Source organism: Bradyrhizobium sp. URHC0002 (assembly GCF_054059515.1).
The window spans coordinates 5,788,262-5,805,053 of sequence record NZ_JBSSCF010000001.1 but is presented as its reverse complement, the minus strand read 5'-3'; the positions used below and the strand labels follow the sequence as shown (position 1 = coordinate 5,805,053).

Here is a 16,792-nt window from a genome sequence, read left to right as displayed (position 1 = left end):
GGCCCACGTCATAGCGACTTGATCGCCGCAGGGTCGATCCAGACCTGATCGTCCCTGATCCGGACCGGGTAGAGCCGCAGCGGCCGGCTCTGCCAGCCATAGGAAATTCGCCCGTTACGGAGATCGAACGAAGCCGCGTGACGGGGGCAGAACAAGCGTCCTCCCGACAGGTGTCCAAGACTGAGGTCGGCCTGTTCATGCGGACACAACCGCTCGCAGGCGACCGCGCGTCCATCGCTCCAGACCAGGATCAGATCGATACCGATGACGCGGATACAGACGATCGTCTGCGAAATCAGCCGGCTAAGCCCGCAGACCGGCATCCATTGCTCATCGCCTGACGGCGCCGCCGTCTCAAGCCGCTCATCCGCCAAGATAGGCCCTTTGCACGTGCTCGTTCTGGATCATCTCGGCGCCTGGCCCGGACAGAACGATGCGACCGCCTTCCAGCAGATAGGCGTGGTCGCACATCTCGAGCGCCGCAAAGGCATTCTGCTCCACCAGCAGGACCGTCGTTCCGGCATCGCGGATGCCGCGGATGATCGCAAAAGTCCGCGCGACGATGTTGGGCGCAAGCCCAAGGGAAGGCTCGTCGAACATGATCAGGCGCGGCCGCGACATCAGCGCCCGGCCGATCGCCAGCATTTGCTGCTCGCCGCCCGACAAAGTGCCGGCGGCTTGCCGCTTGCGGTCGGCCAGGCGAGGAAATTCCGCATAGATGCGATCGCGGTCCGCCAATATCTCGGCCGCACTGCGGCGGAGATAGGCACCCATGTCGAGGTTTTCCTCGACCGTCATATGCGGGAATACCCGCCGCCCTTCCGGACAATGCGCGATCCCGCTGGCCACCACGCGCGGCGGCTTGGCGCCCGCAATGTCCTTGCCTTCGAACAGCATCGATCCCGAACGTGGCGCCACGAGCCCCGAGATCGCGCGCAGCGTCGTGCTCTTGCCGGCGCCGTTGGCGCCGATCAGGGCGACGAGCTGCCCGGACTTGACCTCCAGTGAAATACCGCGGAGCGCCGTGACCCCGCCGTAGTCACACACCATGTCGCGGATCTCAAGCACGTGTCGCTCCCTGCCCGAGATAGGCCTCGATGACGGCCGGGTCGTTCCGGATCACGTCCGGCGTTCCTTCGGCAATGATCCGGCCGTAGTTCAGCACCACGATCCTGTCCGAGACGCTCATCACCATCGGCATGTCGTGCTCGACCAGAAGGATGGTGACGCCGCGGTCGCGAATGTTGCGGACCAACTGCACGAAGGTGTGGGTTTCCGAAGCGTTCATGCCGGAGACCGGCTCGTCGAGCAGCAGCATCGACGGCTCTGCGGCCAGCGCCAGCGCCACGCCGACAAGCCGCTGCTCGCCATACGACAACGAGCCGGCCAGATCGTGGGCGCGGCGTTCGAGGCCAACCCGTTCGACCAGTTCGCTGGCGCGTTCCCGCAAGCGCCGCTGCGAAGACCGCGCACGCGGCAGGCCCAGAATGGCTTCGAGCAGGCTCACCCTGCCCTGACGGTGCAGCCCGACCAGCAGATTGTCGTAAACGGTGTCGTTCGGAAACACGCTGGTGCGCTGGAAGGTGCGGATCAAGCCGAGGTCGGCGATCTGGTGCGGCTTCAGTCCGTTGAGCGCCGTCCCGCGATAGCTTACGGCGCCGTGGGTCGGATCCAGGAAGCCGGTAACGATGTTGAACGCCGTGGTCTTGCCGGCGCCGTTGGGGCCGATCAGGCTGACGATCTCGCCTTCGCCGACCGCAAAATTCATGTCCGAGAGCGCAACGAGCCCGCCGAAATGCATGGCCACCTTCTCGACCTTCAGGGCGGTCGCTGTCATTACGCGTGCTCCTTGGCATCGCGTTCGGTAAAAGCAACCGGGGCACGTGTTTCGATGTGCTTCCGCCGTTTCGCAAACCGTTGTGCGAGCGACGGCACGATGCCGCGCGGCAAGACGAACAGGATGACGATCAGCACGCCGCCATAGGCGATCCATTGCGCCTCCGGCGCCATGATCGGACGCAGGAACACGGGCAACAGCCCGAAGATCATGCCGCCGACGACAGGTCCAGCGAGCGACCCCTTGCCACCGGTGATGACCATGATCACCATCGTCACCGTGCTGATGAAGGCGAATACCTCGGGATCGATGATCCGGATATAGTGTGCGTAAAGACTGCCGGCTGCGCCCGCGATCCCGGCCGAGATCACCGCGGCCAGCGTGAGGGTCCTTGTCACGTCGATGCCGACCGATACCGCCAGCGCTTCGTTTTCCATCAGCCCGCGCATGGCCCGGCCGAAATGCGAGTGGACCAGGCGCGAGATCAGCAGATAGGTGACGACCGCGACTGATAGCACGAGGTAATAGTTCTGCAGCTTGGTGCGGAGGGTCAGATCGCCGAGACCCGGCAATCCGACCGTCATCGAGGGGATGTTGGTCAACGCCAGCGGGCCCTGCGTCAGCTCGACCCAGTTCAGCGCCACAAGGCGGACCACTTCGGCAAAGGAAATCGTCACGATCACGAAATAGGCGCCGCGCACGCGAAACGAGAGCAGTCCCACGAGATATCCGCACAATCCCGCAATGACGATGGCCAACACGAAGCCGGCGATTGGCGGCCAGGGATCGTGAACAATGCGGAAGCCAACGGGCAAGCCGACATCGAAACCAAGCGACGTCAATGCGCTGACGTAGGCGCCGATTCCGAAGAACGCGATATGACCGAGGCTGAGCTGGCCGGTGAACCCGAGCAGCAGATTGAGGCTCATCGCGCCGATGATGAAAATGCCGGTCGTGATGAGGGCGTTCATGAGATACGGATCGCGTAACCAGAGCGGCACCGATGCGAACGCGACGACCGTGAGAATGGCGACACCCAACTTCATCCGACGCGCTCCGAGCGCGCGAAAAGTCCAGTCGGCTTGAAGATCAGAACCGCGATAATGATCAAAAAGCCCATGGCGTCGCGGTACCCCGATGAAACATAACCGGCGCCCAGTTCCTCCGCCAATGCCAGAATGAAGCCGCCAATGACCGCGCCGGTGATGTTGCCGAGCCCGCCGAGGATCACGATCGCGAATGCCTTGACGGCCGCGAGATCGCCCATTTGCGGAAAGATCACGTAGACCGGGCCGAGCAGCGCGCCAGCGGCGGCGGCAAGGCTGGAGCCGATCGCGAAGGTCGAGGTGTAGATCAGGTCGACATTGACGCCCATCAGCGAGGCGGTGTCCTGATCCTGAAACGTCGCCCGCATCGCGCAACCAAGTTTTGTCCTGTTGATCAGGAGATAGGTGACGACGATCAGCACCGCTGCCGCGGCAAGCACGAACAGCCGCAGCCAGGACACGGAAACCGGTCCCAGCACCAGCGGCGCCTCGGGGAACGGCGTTGTCACCGATTTCGCCACGCCGCCCCATATCCACAACGTGCCGGACTGCATCGCGATCCAGGCGCCGATCATGACAAGCATGGTCGTGTCGATGTCGGAGCCGCGCAGCGGCCGCAGCAGAGTCAGTTCTATCGCCGCGCCAAGCAGCCAGCCGGCGATGACCGCGAGCGGCAGCGCCAGGAAGAAGTTAACTCCGAGCTGATGCACCACGATGAACATGATGTACGCGCCGAATGTGTACAGCACCCCATGCGTGAAGTTCACGACATTCATGATGCCGAAGATCAAGGTGAGACCGATGCCCAGCAGGGCATAGGTGCCGCCGAGCACCAGCATATTGATCAGATGTTGCAGAAACTCGCTCAAGGGGGCCCCCGGATATCCCGATTCCGGCGAGGCCAGCGGGTGCGCCGCGGCCCTCGCCGATCACTATTGTGACGTCAGAGCGTCTTCATGCCGATCTTGCCGTCGGTGATTTCGATCAGATAGACGTTGGGCTGGCTCTGGCCGCTCTCCTTGCCATCGGGACCGGACTTGCGGAACACGATGTCGCCGTTCAGGCCCTTGATCTTGATATCCCACAGCGCCGCCTTGATCGCTGCAGGCTCTGCCTTGCCCGCCTTCTCGATTGCGGCCGCCACGGTGCGGATGCCGTCATAGCCACGAAAACTCTCGGTGCAGCCGGCGAAGTCGAAGCCGCGTTTCCTCCATTCAGCGATGAAGTAGTTGGTTGCTTCGGGGTTTGGGGTCTTGTCGGGGAACCAGGGCAGGAAGGTGGTGAGGTGCATCGTGCCGTTGGCGGCGGCTCCCGCCTGCGCGATGATCTGATCGGGGTTCTGCGAGCCGCCGGTGGTGATGATGCGTTTCTTGAGGCCGAGGGCTGCGGCCTGCTTGAAGATCAGCGTCAACTGGTCCACCGCGGTGGTCACGATGATGGTTTCGGAATCGGTGCCCTTCAGCTTGGAAAGCTGTGCGCTCATGTCCTGCGCGCCCTGATCCATGGTCTCGACGTTCCCGACCGCGATCCCCTTTTCCTTCATCATCTTGCTGAAGTCTTCAGCCGTGCCGCGACCCCAGTCGTTGTTGATGACGAGGAAATCGACCTTCTTCAGTTCGAGCTTGTCGACGATCCCCTTGAAGGCCGCGGCCTCGATCGCCGACGGCGGCGAGATGCGGAAGATGTAGGGATTGCCAGTCGTGGTAATCTTGCCCGACGAGGACGTCTCGACCACCATCGGCGTTTCGTACTCCATCAGCTTGGGCATCACGGCAAGCGTCAGGCTCGAACCCCACGCCCCCATCAGCACCGGCACCTTGTCGCTCGTGATCAGCTTTTCGGCGACGGCGGCTGCTTCAGTCGGATTGCTCTTGTTGTCCTCGATGACGAGTTCGAGCTTCTTGCCGAGAATGCCGCCCTTTGCGTTAATCTCATCAGCAGCGATCTTGGCGCCGTTGACGACGTAGGTACCCGACGCGGCGAACGCACCCGTCAGGGGCTCATTGACGCCGATCTTGATGGTTTGAGCGTTGGCGGCACCACCCAGCAAGGCGACCGCCAGCGCAACCGTCGGAACAAGTCTGAAAGTCCGTGTCATGTGGTTCTCCAATCTCACGCTGTTCATCTATCCGCAGTCCAACTCTCGTCGCTTCCGCCTCGCGCGGAGACTTCGATTCATCACGTCGCTCCATCATTCTTCGACAAGAAACGGCCAACCCAACCCGCGACCCGCGCGCGCAAGAGGCCGACGACCAGCGCCATTCCGTTCAGTTCAGCCGCCGTAGCAACGCCCGGTGACACGCCCGAGAGGCGGCGGTCGAGATTGCTGGCAAACTCCGCGATCAATCGCGCTGCGAGATCGCGCACCAGCCCTGGCCTTCCGACCTGCGCCAGCATGCCCGCAAGCGTGTAGCCGATGGAAAGTTCGACACGTGTCCCCTGCTCGATCGACACCAGCCGATAACGAATTTCGCCCCGCGTCGACGACCGGCTGCGCCGGTCATTGCCGATGCCGACGATGCGGCCGGACATATCGGCCGGATTACGTTCGACGCGCGCGGCACCCTGGAACGTCGCGGCAATCGGGCCAATCCTGACACGGATGGCACCTTCGACACGCTCCGGCTTCGGCGGCGTCGTCAACGATGCGCCAGGAAGACAGGCCGCGACGGCCGCGATGTCGTCGAACATCGCAAAGACCCGTTCGGACGGATGCGCGACGCTGAACTGCTGCTCCAGGACGGTGGCCGGGATGAAATCCGGGATCGAAGGGGCCGGACCGACCGCTTCGGGCGACGTTTGGTCGCTTGCTTCCGGCCGGATGTGTTCGGCCCGGTCGGCACCGTCGTGCACGCTTCGACCTGAGCCAACAGGACCCAGGATCTTTCGCCCTCCATCCGGCATCGGCGCGATATCGCGGGCACGCCGCGCTTCGATTACCGATTGCACCGCGCGCACGATGCCGACATAGCCGGTGCACCGGCACAGATTGCCGCTCAAACCAACACGGATCAGACGCTCATCGGCTTGCGGCAGGCGCAGCACGAGATCGCGCGCCGAGACCAGCATTCCCGGCGTGCAGTAACCGCATTGCAATGCATGCTCGCGGGTGAAGGCTGCGCGAAGCTCCGTCGTAATGTTGTCGTCGTCGAGGCCCTCGATCGTGGTGACCTCAGCCCCTTCGCAGGCCACCGCATAGGTGATGCACGAACGCGCCGGAACGCCGTCGAGCAGCACGGTGCACGCGCCGCAGACGCCGTGCTCGCAACCGAGATGGGTACCGGTCAGGTCGAGTTTCTCGCGAACAACGTCCGCAAGATTGGTGCGCGCTTCGGCTGATACCTGCACGGCGCGCTGGTTTACGGTGAGTGCGATCATGTTCATGCCGCAGCCTCGCTGACCGCTCGCTTGAGCACGTTCACATGAATATGACGATGCGCCGCATTCGAGACGCCCGCCTTTGCCAGCAGGACATCAGCGACACGCGCATCGAAGCGTTTCTTGTAGTCGCCGGTAATACGTCCGCCGAACAATTCCACCGCATTCGTGATGACAACGGGCGCGGAATCGATCGCACCAATCACGACGCGGGCGGTCGCCGCGCTTGGATCAATCAGGATTGCGCCTATTGCATGCGCGAACTCCCCCGTCTTGCGGCAAGTCTTGGCGTAGCCCCAGTGCGCCGATGCCGGCATCGCCGGCACATGGATGGTTTCGACGATCTCACCATCGCGCAGCGCGGATTCGAGCGCGCCGACGATAAAGTCCTCCATCGCCATCATGCGCGCGCCTGAAAGGCTTCGCAGCGTCAGCCGCGCACCCAACGCCGACAGCGCGGATACCCAGTCTGCCGCGGGATCGGCATGGCTGAGGGATCCACCGACCGTGCCGCGATTACGCACGGCGCGGTAGGCGATGTTGGTGGCGACGCCCTGCATGGCACCGCGCGTGACGTCCGGAATGCGCCCGTCCTCGATGTCGGCATGGGTGACACAGGCTCCGAGCACGAGTTCGTCGCCGCGGCGCTCGACCTGCTTGAGCTCGGCAAGACCGGTGATGTCGACGATCAGCTGCGGCTCCACCAGCCGCAGATTGAGCATGGGACCCAGCGACTGGCCGCCGGCAATGATCTTGGCGGAAGTTTTGGCCTCGCCGAGCACGGCAAGTGCTGCCGGCAAGTCGCGTGGACGTTCGTAGCCGAAAGGCGCCGGTTTCATGCCGCCGGCCTTTCTGCGTCGCGCGCGGCCAGAACCGCCGCAACGATGCGATATGGCGTAATCGGCGACTGCATTAGTTCCACACCGAGCGGCCGCAGCGCGTCGTTGACGGCGTTGGCGATCGCGGCCGGCGGCGCGATGGCGCCGCCCTCGCCGATGCCCTTCACGCCGAACTGCGTATAGGGCGACGGCGTTTCCATGTGATCGAGACGTGGCGCCGGCACTTCGGTCGGTCCCGGCAAGAGATAATCCGCAAGCGTCGTCGCCAGCGGCTGGCCGGCCGCATCGAACGGCATCTCCTCGTACAGCGCGGTACCGATGCCCTGCGCCAGACCACCATAGATCTGGCCATCCACCACCATCGGATTGACAAGAACGCCGCCGTCTTCGACGATGACGTAGTCAAGGATCTCGACCTCGCCGATGTCAGGATCGACGGCGACGACCGCGGCATGCGCGGCATAGCTGAAGGTCCCGGTATCGCGCTGCGGCTTGTAGCCGGACGTTACCTCAAGCCCGCCGGGATCAACGTCAGCCGGCAGATCCTGCGGGCGGCGATACCAGGTGTGGGCGATTTCCTTCAGGGTGACGCTGCCGTCGACGCCGCGAACCTCGCCGTTCTGCAGGACCACCGCAGCCGGATCGTGCTGCAACAGCTTGGCGCCGATGCGTCTGGCGCGTTCGCCCAACTCGCGGCAGGCGGTTGCGACCGCGCCGCCCGCCATCACCATCGAACGCGATCCCCAGGTGCCTGTGGAGTACGGCGTCATCGCCGTGTCACCGAGGATGATGCGGACCTTGGCAGTGTCGACACCGAGCATTTCGTGCGCGACCTGGGCGAGCGTCGTTTCCATCCCCTGACCGTGGGAATGCACCCCGACGCGGAGTTCGAGGCCGCCATCCGGCGTCAGCCGGGCGGACGCCTGTTCGTGACCGGGCACCATCGGAATGCCCCAGCCGGAATAGACCGACGTGCCATGCGCGGCCTGCTCGCAATAGATGGAGATGCCGACGCCGATCCTGCGCCCGTCCGCCTCGCCCTTGCGCTGACGCGCGCGCACGCCTTCGACGTCGATGGACGCAAGCGCGCGGCGCATCGCTTCGGGATAGTCACCGCTATCGAAGTGCTTGTTGGTAATATTGTCGAACGGCATCTGCTCCGGTCGCACCAGATTGCGCAGGCGCACTTCGCCCGGCTCCAGCCCGGCTTCCGCCGCGACCAGATCGAGCATCAATTCCAGCGCAAAGCAGACGCCGGTACGCGCCACGCCGCGATAGGGCAGGATCGGACACTTGTTGGTGGCGACCGAAAACGTCCGGCAACGATAGGCCGGCATCAAATAAGGTCCCGGCAGGATGCTGGCGACCTGCGCCGCCTCAAGGCACGCCGAGAACGGATAGGACGAGTAAGCGCCGGAATCGACGGTTGCTTCGCAGTCGATGCCGCGCAGCCGGCCGTCGCGGCCGGCATAGACGGTGATCTTGTAGTGGTGTTCGCGGCAGTTGGAGCTGGCCGTGAGATGCTCGCGGCGGTCCTCGGTCCAGCGCACCGGATGGCCGCGACGCATCGTCAGCCAGGAAAGGCAGACTTCTTCCGGCAGCAAAATTCCCTTATGTCCGAAGCCGCCGCCGACGTCGGGCGAAACGATACGTATCCGGCCCAGCTCCATGCCGAGGCATTCAGCAAGGCCGCTGCGCGTGATGTGCGGCATCTGGGCCGAGGAATAGAGCGCAAGTTGATCAAGGCGGTGATCGAAGGTCGCGACCACGCCTCGCCCCTCAAGCGGTGACATGCACTGCCGCGCGGTCGATATCTCGCGCGACACCTTGATCGGCGCATCGAACGCCCTGGAGATATCGACCTCGAAATTGGTTTCGAGAAAGACGTTATCGCCCCAATGCTCGTGCACCAGCGCCGAACCCGGCTCGCGCGCTCTTAGCATGTCATAGACGGCAGGAAGCTCTTCGAGATCGAGCGTCACTGCCGCCGCGATGTCCTCGGCTTCGGCACGCGTCGGCGCCACGCACATGGCGACGAGTTCGCCGACCTGGCGCACCTTGCCGGTAGCAAGCACCGGTTGCTCGGAAATCTTGAATCCCGGCAGCCCTGAAACCGCGCGGATCGGATTGACGCCGGCGAGATCCGCCGCAGTGAAAACGCTGCCGCGATAGCGCTCCGGGATGTGGATGCCGCGGATCAGCGCATGCGCCAAAGGGCTGCGCACGAACGCGACGTCCTGCAGCCCGGCGAGGCGGATGTCGGCGACGAACCGGCCGCGGCCCCGCATCAGGCGATCGTCTTCTTTTCGCGGCAGCCGGGCGCCGACGCCTTGTCTGGCGCCCGCTCCGCCTGCGGAAGGAAACTCGCGCTCATTGCGCACGGTGACGTTCTCCCCGATCGAACTGACGCTCCCCCTACGCCGCAACGGCCTGCGGCAGAATTGGCGCCACTGCGTCGTATCGCGCACCGCCGCGCAGACAGAACTCAGGCTGCAGCAGACGCTCGGCGATGACTTCATTGTTCTCGTTGTCGCGAAGGACAAATCGTCCGGTCCGCTCCCCGATCACCGAGACGTCGGCGTCCCTGCCAATCTTGAGGGCGCCGATTTCGTCAGCGCGGCCGAGCATCCTCGCAGGGTTGGATGTGACCATCGGCACGACCTGCTCGAGCGTCAGACCGAGCGCCATCATCGAACTCATCGCCTGGACCAGGCTAAACTTGGCCTGGCCGGCGAAGGGATGATTTTCGTCATCCTCATGCTGGTCGGGCGTACCGGCGGGCGCCGGCACATGGGTATTGTAGCCGTGAATGTCCGCGCCGAGCGTGGTCGGAATGATACCGGCGGCAATCGCTTTTTTGGCGAGGCGATAGGAGAAATGGCTGCCGTGACCGACGTCGACCTTCAGGCCGCGATCGAGCGCCGCCTGAATCACTGGGTGCACTTCTCCCTCACGATTGACGAAGCCTCCGGGATGGCGCGTGAACGGATGTGCCAGCACATCGCCTTCGCGCAGCAAAGGAATCACGCGCGCCAAAATCGTATCGACGTCTTCACCGTTGGTGCCGCTTTCGGGCAGGCCCCAGAGTTGACCGAAATGCACATAGACCGGCAGATCGGCGCGGCGTCCGATCTCGGCCGCCATTTCGATGACGCGAATGCCCCAGCGCGCGAAACCGCCGATCTCGGCGTGGGCCTTGATACCGCGGACGATGTCGAGATTGGCCGTCGCCGCCTTCACCGTGGCATCGATATCAACACCATCAGGGCTATAGAGCTTGGGATAGTAATGGCCCTCGAGCCCACCCACCAGATAAGCCGACAGGAATGCATAAACGCGTGATTTCGCGGGCTCGGCGACGAAGTGCCGGAAGCCGGGCAGCGTCATGCAGGACGGGCCACCCTGATCGACCAATGTCGTCACGCCGGACTGAACGCCCACCATGTCGGCATTCATGCCGAAGCGGCCGGTGACATACTGATAGACATGCGCGTGGGTATCGATGAGGCCGGGCAATACCAGCTTGCCGGTGACGTCGATCACCTCTCTGGCGCTGGTCGGCAAAATGTCACTTTGCACCGCCGCGATCTTGCCATTGCGGATGGCGACGTCCCTGATCCCGTCGATGCCCGAGGCCGGGCAGATTACGCGGCCGCCGCACAGAAGCTGGTCGAAGGTGGCGCTGATCGACATGAACAATCTCTCCTGTCTTCGCCGGCGGCGTTATTCCCGCCTTGCAAAAATACGAAGCATACTTCGTATTTCACAAAAGCAAACTTCATGCCATGATCGTCCCGTGGCGAAGCCCATCGAATCGAGCTACTCGCATCGATGTTCCGAGGCTGGGAGAAGTGTGTTGCGGAAGGCAAAAAAGCGTCATGGCGAGACCAGACATCACCCGTGGCCGCTATCAGAACGACCGGGCTTTCTGATTCGGCGGCTGCATCAGATTCACGTCGCGCTATTCCAGGAAGCGTGCGGAGAATTCGAGGTGACACCGCTGCAATACAGCCTGCTTTCGGCGCTTGCGGTCCGGAAAACCGCCGATCAGACCACGTTGGCGGCCGATATCGCGCTCGACAGGACGACGACGACGGGAGCGCTCAAGCGGCTGGCGGCTCGCAACTTTGTCGAGCGAGCCGTGGATGACGAGGACCGCCGCGCACGGCTCTGCAGATTGACCCCGGCAGGAGCAGCGCTTCTGGCGAAAATCGAGGCCTCGGCGCGGGCCGCGCACCGCGCTACGCTCGATAACTTGAGCGAAAGGGAGCAAGCCGTATTCGTCGATATGATGCAGCGCATCGTCGCGGCCCACTACAATCGCGACAGCGCTACTGCCCTATTCGATTGAGCCCCACGGTGCGATCTGCCGCCTTTTTAATTCGATCTGCATAATTTGTAATCACTCGACACGCAGGCGCTGTATTTCAACGGACGCAGCGGCGAGCGAAAGCGGCTCCTTGCGATCGTGCCGTCAATGATCTCAGGTCGCGAACGCAGCCAGCTCTGGCTCGATATGCGGCACGGCGTCGACCAGTTCGCGTGTGTAAGCGGTTTTCGGATTGTCGAACATCGCCCGGCTCTCGCCCTGTTCGACGATGCGGCCGTTCTGTAACACGATCGTTCGATCGCACATCATGCGAACGACGTTGAGGTCATGGCTGACAAAGAGGAAAGCCAAATCATCCTCACGCCGCAACCGGTCGAGCAGTTGCAGCACCACCGCCTGCACCGAGACATCCAGCGCCGCCGTCGGCTCATCCAGCACCAACAGGCGCGGCCGGCAGGCGATGGCGCGGGCGATGCCGACACGGGCCTTCTGGCCGCCTGAAAGCTGATGCGGAAACCGCATCAGCAATTCGATTCCCAGTCCCACGCGCTGCGCGCACTCCTCCACCCGCTGCCGCAAGGCGTCGCCCGGGCGCATGCCGCCAAGCCGCAGCAGCGGATGAGCGATGCAGTCGAAGGCGGTGAAACGCGGATTGAGGCTGTCGTTCGGATCCTGAAAGACGATCTGGATATCCTTGCGAAACGCTGACCGGTGAAAATCACGCGCCGGGATGTGGCCGATCGACTGTCCCTCGAACGTGATCTCGCCCTCGCTCGGATCGATCAGCCGGCAGATGATGCGCGACGTCGTGCTCTTGCCGGAACCGGATTCGCCGACCAGACCGACGCTCTCGCCGGCGCCGATCGTCATTGAAAAGTCCGCCACCGCCGCGGCACCCTCATCGAACCACTTGGCGAGTTTCTGAACCTCCAGCAGCGGCGGCGAACCCGGCGCTGGTTCCGGCCGAGGCGCGACGTGCATTGCAACGTACCGCCCCCGCTCCTCTTCCGGCACCAGGTCCCCAATCCGCGAGCTCGCCGTGGGCGAAGCCGCCACCAGACGTTTGGTGTAAGGGTGCTGTGGTGCATGGAAGAGAGTCGTTGGTTCGGCCTCCTCGACCAGCCGGCCCTGCTCCATCACCACGACGCGACGACAGTAACGGGCGGCGAGACCGAGATCATGGGTGATCAGGATGGTCGCCATGCCGCGCTCGGCCGCAATCCCGCTCAGAAGATCCATCACGACCTTCTGCGTCGTGACGTCAAGGCCGGTCGTCGGCTCGTCGGCGATCAGCAGCGCCGGGTTGCAGGAAATTGCCATGGCGATCATGACGCGCTGGCACATGCCGCCGGAGAGTTCGTGCGGGTAAGCGGCCATCCGCTTTTCGGGATCGCGGATTTGCACGGCGCGCAGCAGCTCCAGCGCCTGCGCGCGCGCCTGATCTCGCGGCATTCGCTTGTGGGCCAAGATCGCATCGGCGATCTGGTCGCCGACAGCGCGGATCGGATTGAGCGCAGCGCGCGGGTTCTGGAAGATCATGGCCATCGCCGCGCCATGCAGATGACGGAAATCACCCGACGGTATTCGCGTAATGTCCTGCCCGCGAAACCGGATGTCGCCTGCCGTGATCCGCCCGGCCGCATCGAGCAACCGCGTGATCGCAAAGCCAGTGACGGACTTGCCCGAGCCGCTCTCACCGACAAGGCCGAGCATCTCGCCCTCGTCGAGCGACAGCGTGACACCACGCACCGCCTCGACAAGGCCACGCCGTGTCGAGAAGGTGACGTGCAGGTCGCTCAAGGCCAGCAGCGGTTGGGTCATGTTCGCATGCGGGGGTCGAGAATATCGCGTACCCCGTCGCCAAGCAGGTTGAAGCACAGCACCGTCAGCATTAGCGCCAGGCCCGGAAAGGCGACCAGCCACCATTTGCCGGTGGAAATGAAGCGCGCTCCCTCCGCAACCATGATGCCCCACTCCGGGGTCGGCGGCTTGACGCCAAGACCGATAAAGGAAAGTCCGGCGGCGTTGAGGATCGCCCAGCCGAGATTGAGCGATATCTGCACCGCCATGGCCGGCAGCACGTTAGGCAGCAGGAAGCGCAGCACGACCGAGAGGTGGCTGTCGCCGCAGGCGCGCGCCGCTTCGACCCAGCCGACGTTGCGCCGAACATTCACCTCCGCCCGCGCAAAGCGGATGTAAAACGGCAGATTGATGATGGCGGTCGCGATGACGATATTCTCCACCCGATTGCCGAGTGCCGCGACCATCGCCATGGCCAGCACGAAAAGCGGAAAGGCCATCACGACGTCGACGAAGCGGCCGACGCCGCGGTCGAGCCGGCCACCGGTATAGCCGCAGATCGCGCCGATGACGGCGCCGATGGCAAAGGAGATTCCGACCGCCGAGATGGCGATGGCAAGATCGAGTCGCGCCGCGACGATAAGGCGGCTGAACACGTCGCGGCCGAGCTGATCGGTGCCGGCGATGTGCGCCGCGCTCGGCGGCATCAGGGCCTGCGACACGTTCGAGACGATCGGATCATATGGCACGATCCACGGCCCGAAAATCGCGATCAGCGTGAGCAGGAAGACCCCGGCAGCGGCAACGGCGGTGAGCGGGTTGCCGCGCAGAATCCAGCCGGCATGGCGAAGCGTCGTTGAGGTCATCCGATGGTCACCCGTGGATCGGCGATGCCGTAAAGGATATCCACCAGCAGATTGACGATCACAAAGACGGTCGCCATCAGCAGCACAAACCCCTGTACCGGCGCATAATCGGAAGAGAGCAGCGCATCGAGCGCGTAGGAGGCAACGCCCGGCCAGGAGAAAACCTTTTCAACGAGGACATTGGCGCCGAGCATGGTCGAGAACACGATGCCGGCGATGGTGATGACCGGCAGGATGGCGTTGCGCAGCGCATAAGTGACGACGACCCGCCACCAGGGAAGACCCACGGAACGCGCAGTGCGCACGAAATCGCTGCCGAGCGAGACCAGCATCGAGGCCCGCGTGATGCGCGCCAGTGGCGCCACCACGAACAGTGCCATGCTCAGCGCCGGCAAGATCAGTTGCCGGAAGGCAGCCCACCATCCATCGAAATCGCCTGCGAGCAGAAAGTCAATCAACAGGAAGCCGGTCCGTCTTGGCGGCAGCGACGCAAAGATATCGACGCGTCCGGTCGGGTCGGGCGCAAGCCCGAGCAGGTAATAGAAGACATAGATCAGCAGCAGGCCCGAAACGAACGTCGGTACGCAGACGCCGAGCGCGCAGAAAAACCGCACGCCGTGGTCGATGATGGAGCCCGGTCGCAGCGCCGCCAACACACCGAGCGGCACCGCCGTCACCAATGCGATCAGCAATGCCGTGAAAGTGAGTTCCAGCGAGGCCGGCAGCCGCTCGCGCAGATCTTTCGTAACCAACTGCCCGGTCATCATCGATCTGCCGAGATTGCCGCTGCCGACATCATGGAGATACAGCATCAATTGTTCCGGCACCGGCTTGTTGAGGCCCATCTGCTTGCGGATGACCTCGATCTCATCCTTGCCGGCATTCGGCCCCGAGGCGAAGAACACCGCGGGATCTCCCGGCAGGACCCGCATCAGCAGGAAGGTGAAGACGAGCACACCAAAGAGCGCCGGCAGCGAGGACAGGAAGCGCCTGCCCGCCCGTATCACCGTTGCTCCAAGGGCCTGCATCTGACTGACCTGTTACTTGCGATTGAGATCGCGATAATCGACCTGGCGGTGAAACTGGTAAGTGTAACCTTCGACCGAGGGCGCCATCACGGCGTCCTGGCTCGGCTGCCAGAGCGGTATCTGCGGTATCTCGCTGAAATGGATGGCGTTGAGCTTTACGCCGTCTTCCTCATACTTGGCCGCATCAGGTTCGAAACGGGCTTTCTGCGCGATCTCCACCAGTTCCGGATTGTTGATCGATGAGTAGTTCCAGCGCTGATTGCCGGTGTAGAAGTTGCGGTAGAAGTAATCGGTCGACGGCAGCCAGGCGACGATGCCCTCGGTGAAGAACGGAAGCTTCTTCTCATTGATCTGCGTCGACATCTGGGCGTCCGGCAGCTTCTGGATATCGACCTTGATGCCGATCTTGGCCAGCGATTCCTTCACCAGGGCGGCCATCGGTTCGGCGGTCGAGGCCTGGCCGACATTGAAGCTGAACGTGGTCGAGAAGCCGTCAGGCATGCCTGCCGCCTTCAGATATTCCTTGGCCTTCTCGAGGTCGAGCTTCACCGGCTGCGGGATCGGATAGGCGCCGCTCGAAGGCTTGCCGTCCGCCCATGTCGCGCCGAACAGCGGCGAGCCGCGGCCGAACAGCGCTGCCTTGAACATGTCGTCGTAAGGCAAAGCAAAGCCGATGGCGCGACGCACATTGACGTTGTCGAACGGCGGGATCTGATTGTTCATCGAGATGAAAGTGACGGCATTGTACTGGGGTGTCGAGGTCACCTTCAGCTTGCCCTTTGCCTCGAGCGACTGCACATCGCTCGCCTGCAGATCGATGACGAGATCGGCATCGCCGCGCTCGACCAGGTTGGCGCGCGTTGCCGGCTCCGGCACCGACTGCACGATGACGCGCTTGAAGAACGCCGACTTGTCGGCTGTACCGCGATTCCAGTCCGCGTTGCGAGACATGATCACCTGCTCGCCGGGCTTGAATGTCTCGATCTTGTAGGCGCCGCTACCGGCCGTGTTCTCCTTCAACCATGCCAACGCCCAGGGATCGTCCGCCGTCGCATGCGCCTTCGCAACCTTGGAGTTGAAGATGATCGGATAGACGGTCGCGAGATTGGGAAGCGCCAGCTTGTCCGGTTTTGGCAACGTCACCTCGATGGTCAAGGGATCGATCACCTTGAATTGGTCGGCCGATGTCATCGATCCCGTGAGGAGTTGTGCCTTGCCGAGCACCGGCGCCGTGACGACCCGGTCAAGCGACCATTTGACGTCTTCCGCCGTGACCGGCGTGCCGTCCTGGAACTTGGCGTCCTTGCGCAGGCGAAATGTCATCTTCAACCCGTCCGGGCTGACCTCGTAGGATTCCGCCAGCTCCCCCGTGATCGTGCCGAGGTCAAACACCCATTTGCCGTTGAGTTGTTTGCGGCCGAAGGAAACCAGCCGGTCGTAGGTGCTCAGACTCACCGCGAAGGCTTCGCGGGTCGAACCCGGAATATTGGGATCAAGTGTGTTGACCGATGCTCCGGTCACGTAGCGCAACGTTTCGGCGCGCGTTTGCGCCTGCACCGGTCCAGCCGCCAGTGAGAACGCGATGGAGGCAGCCACCATAAGCAGACGCCTGGATCCTGTAACGCTCATCGGACTAATTCCCTGTTTGCCACGTTTATTTTCTGAATG

At 63.3% G+C, this 16,792-nt stretch carries 15 protein-coding genes; 1 reads left to right on the top strand and 14 read right to left on the bottom strand.

The genetic code is table 11. The annotated features are described in order from the left end of the window. Positions 1 to 8: 8 nt before the first annotated feature. The 10 genes from ACVWVY_RS28375 to ACVWVY_RS28330 form a co-directional block, all read right to left on the bottom strand. On the bottom strand, positions 9 to 374 hold the full coding sequence (locus ACVWVY_RS28375; RefSeq protein ID WP_456629469.1) for a Rieske (2Fe-2S) protein: 366 nt from the start codon (positions 372 to 374) through the stop codon (positions 9 to 11). Then, entirely contained in the window at positions 364 to 1,068 is a 705-nt protein-coding gene (locus ACVWVY_RS28370; RefSeq protein ID WP_456629468.1) for an ABC transporter ATP-binding protein, read from the bottom strand. The genes ACVWVY_RS28375 and ACVWVY_RS28370 overlap by 11 nt, the downstream gene beginning before the upstream one ends. After that, positions 1,061 to 1,837, bottom strand: coding sequence for an ABC transporter ATP-binding protein (locus ACVWVY_RS28365; RefSeq protein ID WP_456629467.1), 777 nt, complete (start codon positions 1,835 to 1,837; stop codon positions 1,061 to 1,063). Before ACVWVY_RS28365 ends, ACVWVY_RS28370 begins: the two co-directional genes overlap by 8 nt. Beyond that, complete coding sequence (locus ACVWVY_RS28360) at positions 1,837 to 2,883, bottom strand: branched-chain amino acid ABC transporter permease (protein WP_456629466.1); 1,047 nt, start codon at positions 2,881 to 2,883, stop codon at positions 1,837 to 1,839. The genes ACVWVY_RS28365 and ACVWVY_RS28360 overlap by 1 nt, the downstream gene beginning before the upstream one ends. Further along, on the bottom strand, positions 2,880 to 3,752 hold the full coding sequence (locus ACVWVY_RS28355) for a branched-chain amino acid ABC transporter permease (protein WP_456629465.1): 873 nt from the start codon (positions 3,750 to 3,752) through the stop codon (positions 2,880 to 2,882). The genes ACVWVY_RS28360 and ACVWVY_RS28355 overlap by 4 nt, the downstream gene beginning before the upstream one ends. Positions 3,753 to 3,826: 74 nt before the next feature. Further along, entirely contained in the window at positions 3,827 to 4,981 is a 1,155-nt protein-coding gene (locus ACVWVY_RS28350; RefSeq protein WP_456629464.1) for an ABC transporter substrate-binding protein, read from the bottom strand. Positions 4,982 to 5,061: 80 nt separating this feature from the next. Continuing rightward, positions 5,062 to 6,267 carry a xanthine dehydrogenase family Fe-S subunit gene (locus ACVWVY_RS28345; protein ID WP_456629463.1) on the bottom strand — a complete coding sequence of 402 codons (1,206 nt, stop codon included), beginning with the start codon at positions 6,265 to 6,267 and terminating at the stop codon, positions 5,062 to 5,064. Beyond that, positions 6,264 to 7,100, bottom strand: a complete 837-nt coding sequence (locus ACVWVY_RS28340; RefSeq protein ID WP_456629462.1) for an FAD binding domain-containing protein — start codon at positions 7,098 to 7,100, stop codon at positions 6,264 to 6,266. The genes ACVWVY_RS28345 and ACVWVY_RS28340 overlap by 4 nt, the downstream gene beginning before the upstream one ends. Further along, a complete protein-coding gene (locus tag ACVWVY_RS28335; protein ID WP_456632326.1) occupies positions 7,097 to 9,388 on the bottom strand; it encodes a xanthine dehydrogenase family protein molybdopterin-binding subunit in 2,292 nt (763 codons plus the stop codon). The genes ACVWVY_RS28340 and ACVWVY_RS28335 overlap by 4 nt, the downstream gene beginning before the upstream one ends. Positions 9,389 to 9,515: 127 nt before the next feature. Beyond that, a complete protein-coding gene (locus ACVWVY_RS28330; RefSeq protein ID WP_456629461.1) occupies positions 9,516 to 10,793 on the bottom strand; it encodes an amidohydrolase/deacetylase family metallohydrolase in 1,278 nt (425 codons plus the stop codon). On the opposite strand from ACVWVY_RS28330, the gene ACVWVY_RS28325 reads away from it, so the two are divergent. Beyond that, a complete protein-coding gene (locus tag ACVWVY_RS28325; protein WP_456629460.1) occupies positions 10,777 to 11,451 on the top strand; it encodes a MarR family winged helix-turn-helix transcriptional regulator in 675 nt (224 codons plus the stop codon). The genes ACVWVY_RS28330 and ACVWVY_RS28325 overlap by 17 nt on opposite strands. 132 nt (positions 11,452 to 11,583) lie before the next feature. Here the strand turns inward: ACVWVY_RS28325 and nikE are convergent, their stop codons facing one another. From nikE to ACVWVY_RS28305, 4 genes are read right to left on the bottom strand one after another with little or no spacing between them, the layout of a single operon-like run. Then, entirely contained in the window at positions 11,584 to 13,251 is a 1,668-nt protein-coding gene (gene nikE, locus ACVWVY_RS28320; RefSeq protein WP_456629459.1) for a nickel ABC transporter ATP-binding protein NikE, read from the bottom strand. Then, complete coding sequence (locus ACVWVY_RS28315; protein ID WP_456629458.1) at positions 13,248 to 14,096, bottom strand: ABC transporter permease; 849 nt, start codon at positions 14,094 to 14,096, stop codon at positions 13,248 to 13,250. Before ACVWVY_RS28315 ends, nikE begins: the two co-directional genes overlap by 4 nt. Next, on the bottom strand, positions 14,093 to 15,124 hold the full coding sequence (locus ACVWVY_RS28310) for an ABC transporter permease (protein WP_456629457.1): 1,032 nt from the start codon (positions 15,122 to 15,124) through the stop codon (positions 14,093 to 14,095). Before ACVWVY_RS28310 ends, ACVWVY_RS28315 begins: the two co-directional genes overlap by 4 nt. 12 nt (positions 15,125 to 15,136) lie before the next feature. Beyond that, the gene (locus ACVWVY_RS28305; RefSeq protein WP_456632325.1) at positions 15,137 to 16,723 is read right to left on the bottom strand and encodes an ABC transporter substrate-binding protein; all 1,587 of its coding nucleotides are present in this window, start codon (positions 16,721 to 16,723) and stop codon (positions 15,137 to 15,139) included. Positions 16,724 to 16,792: the final 69 nt, after the last annotated feature.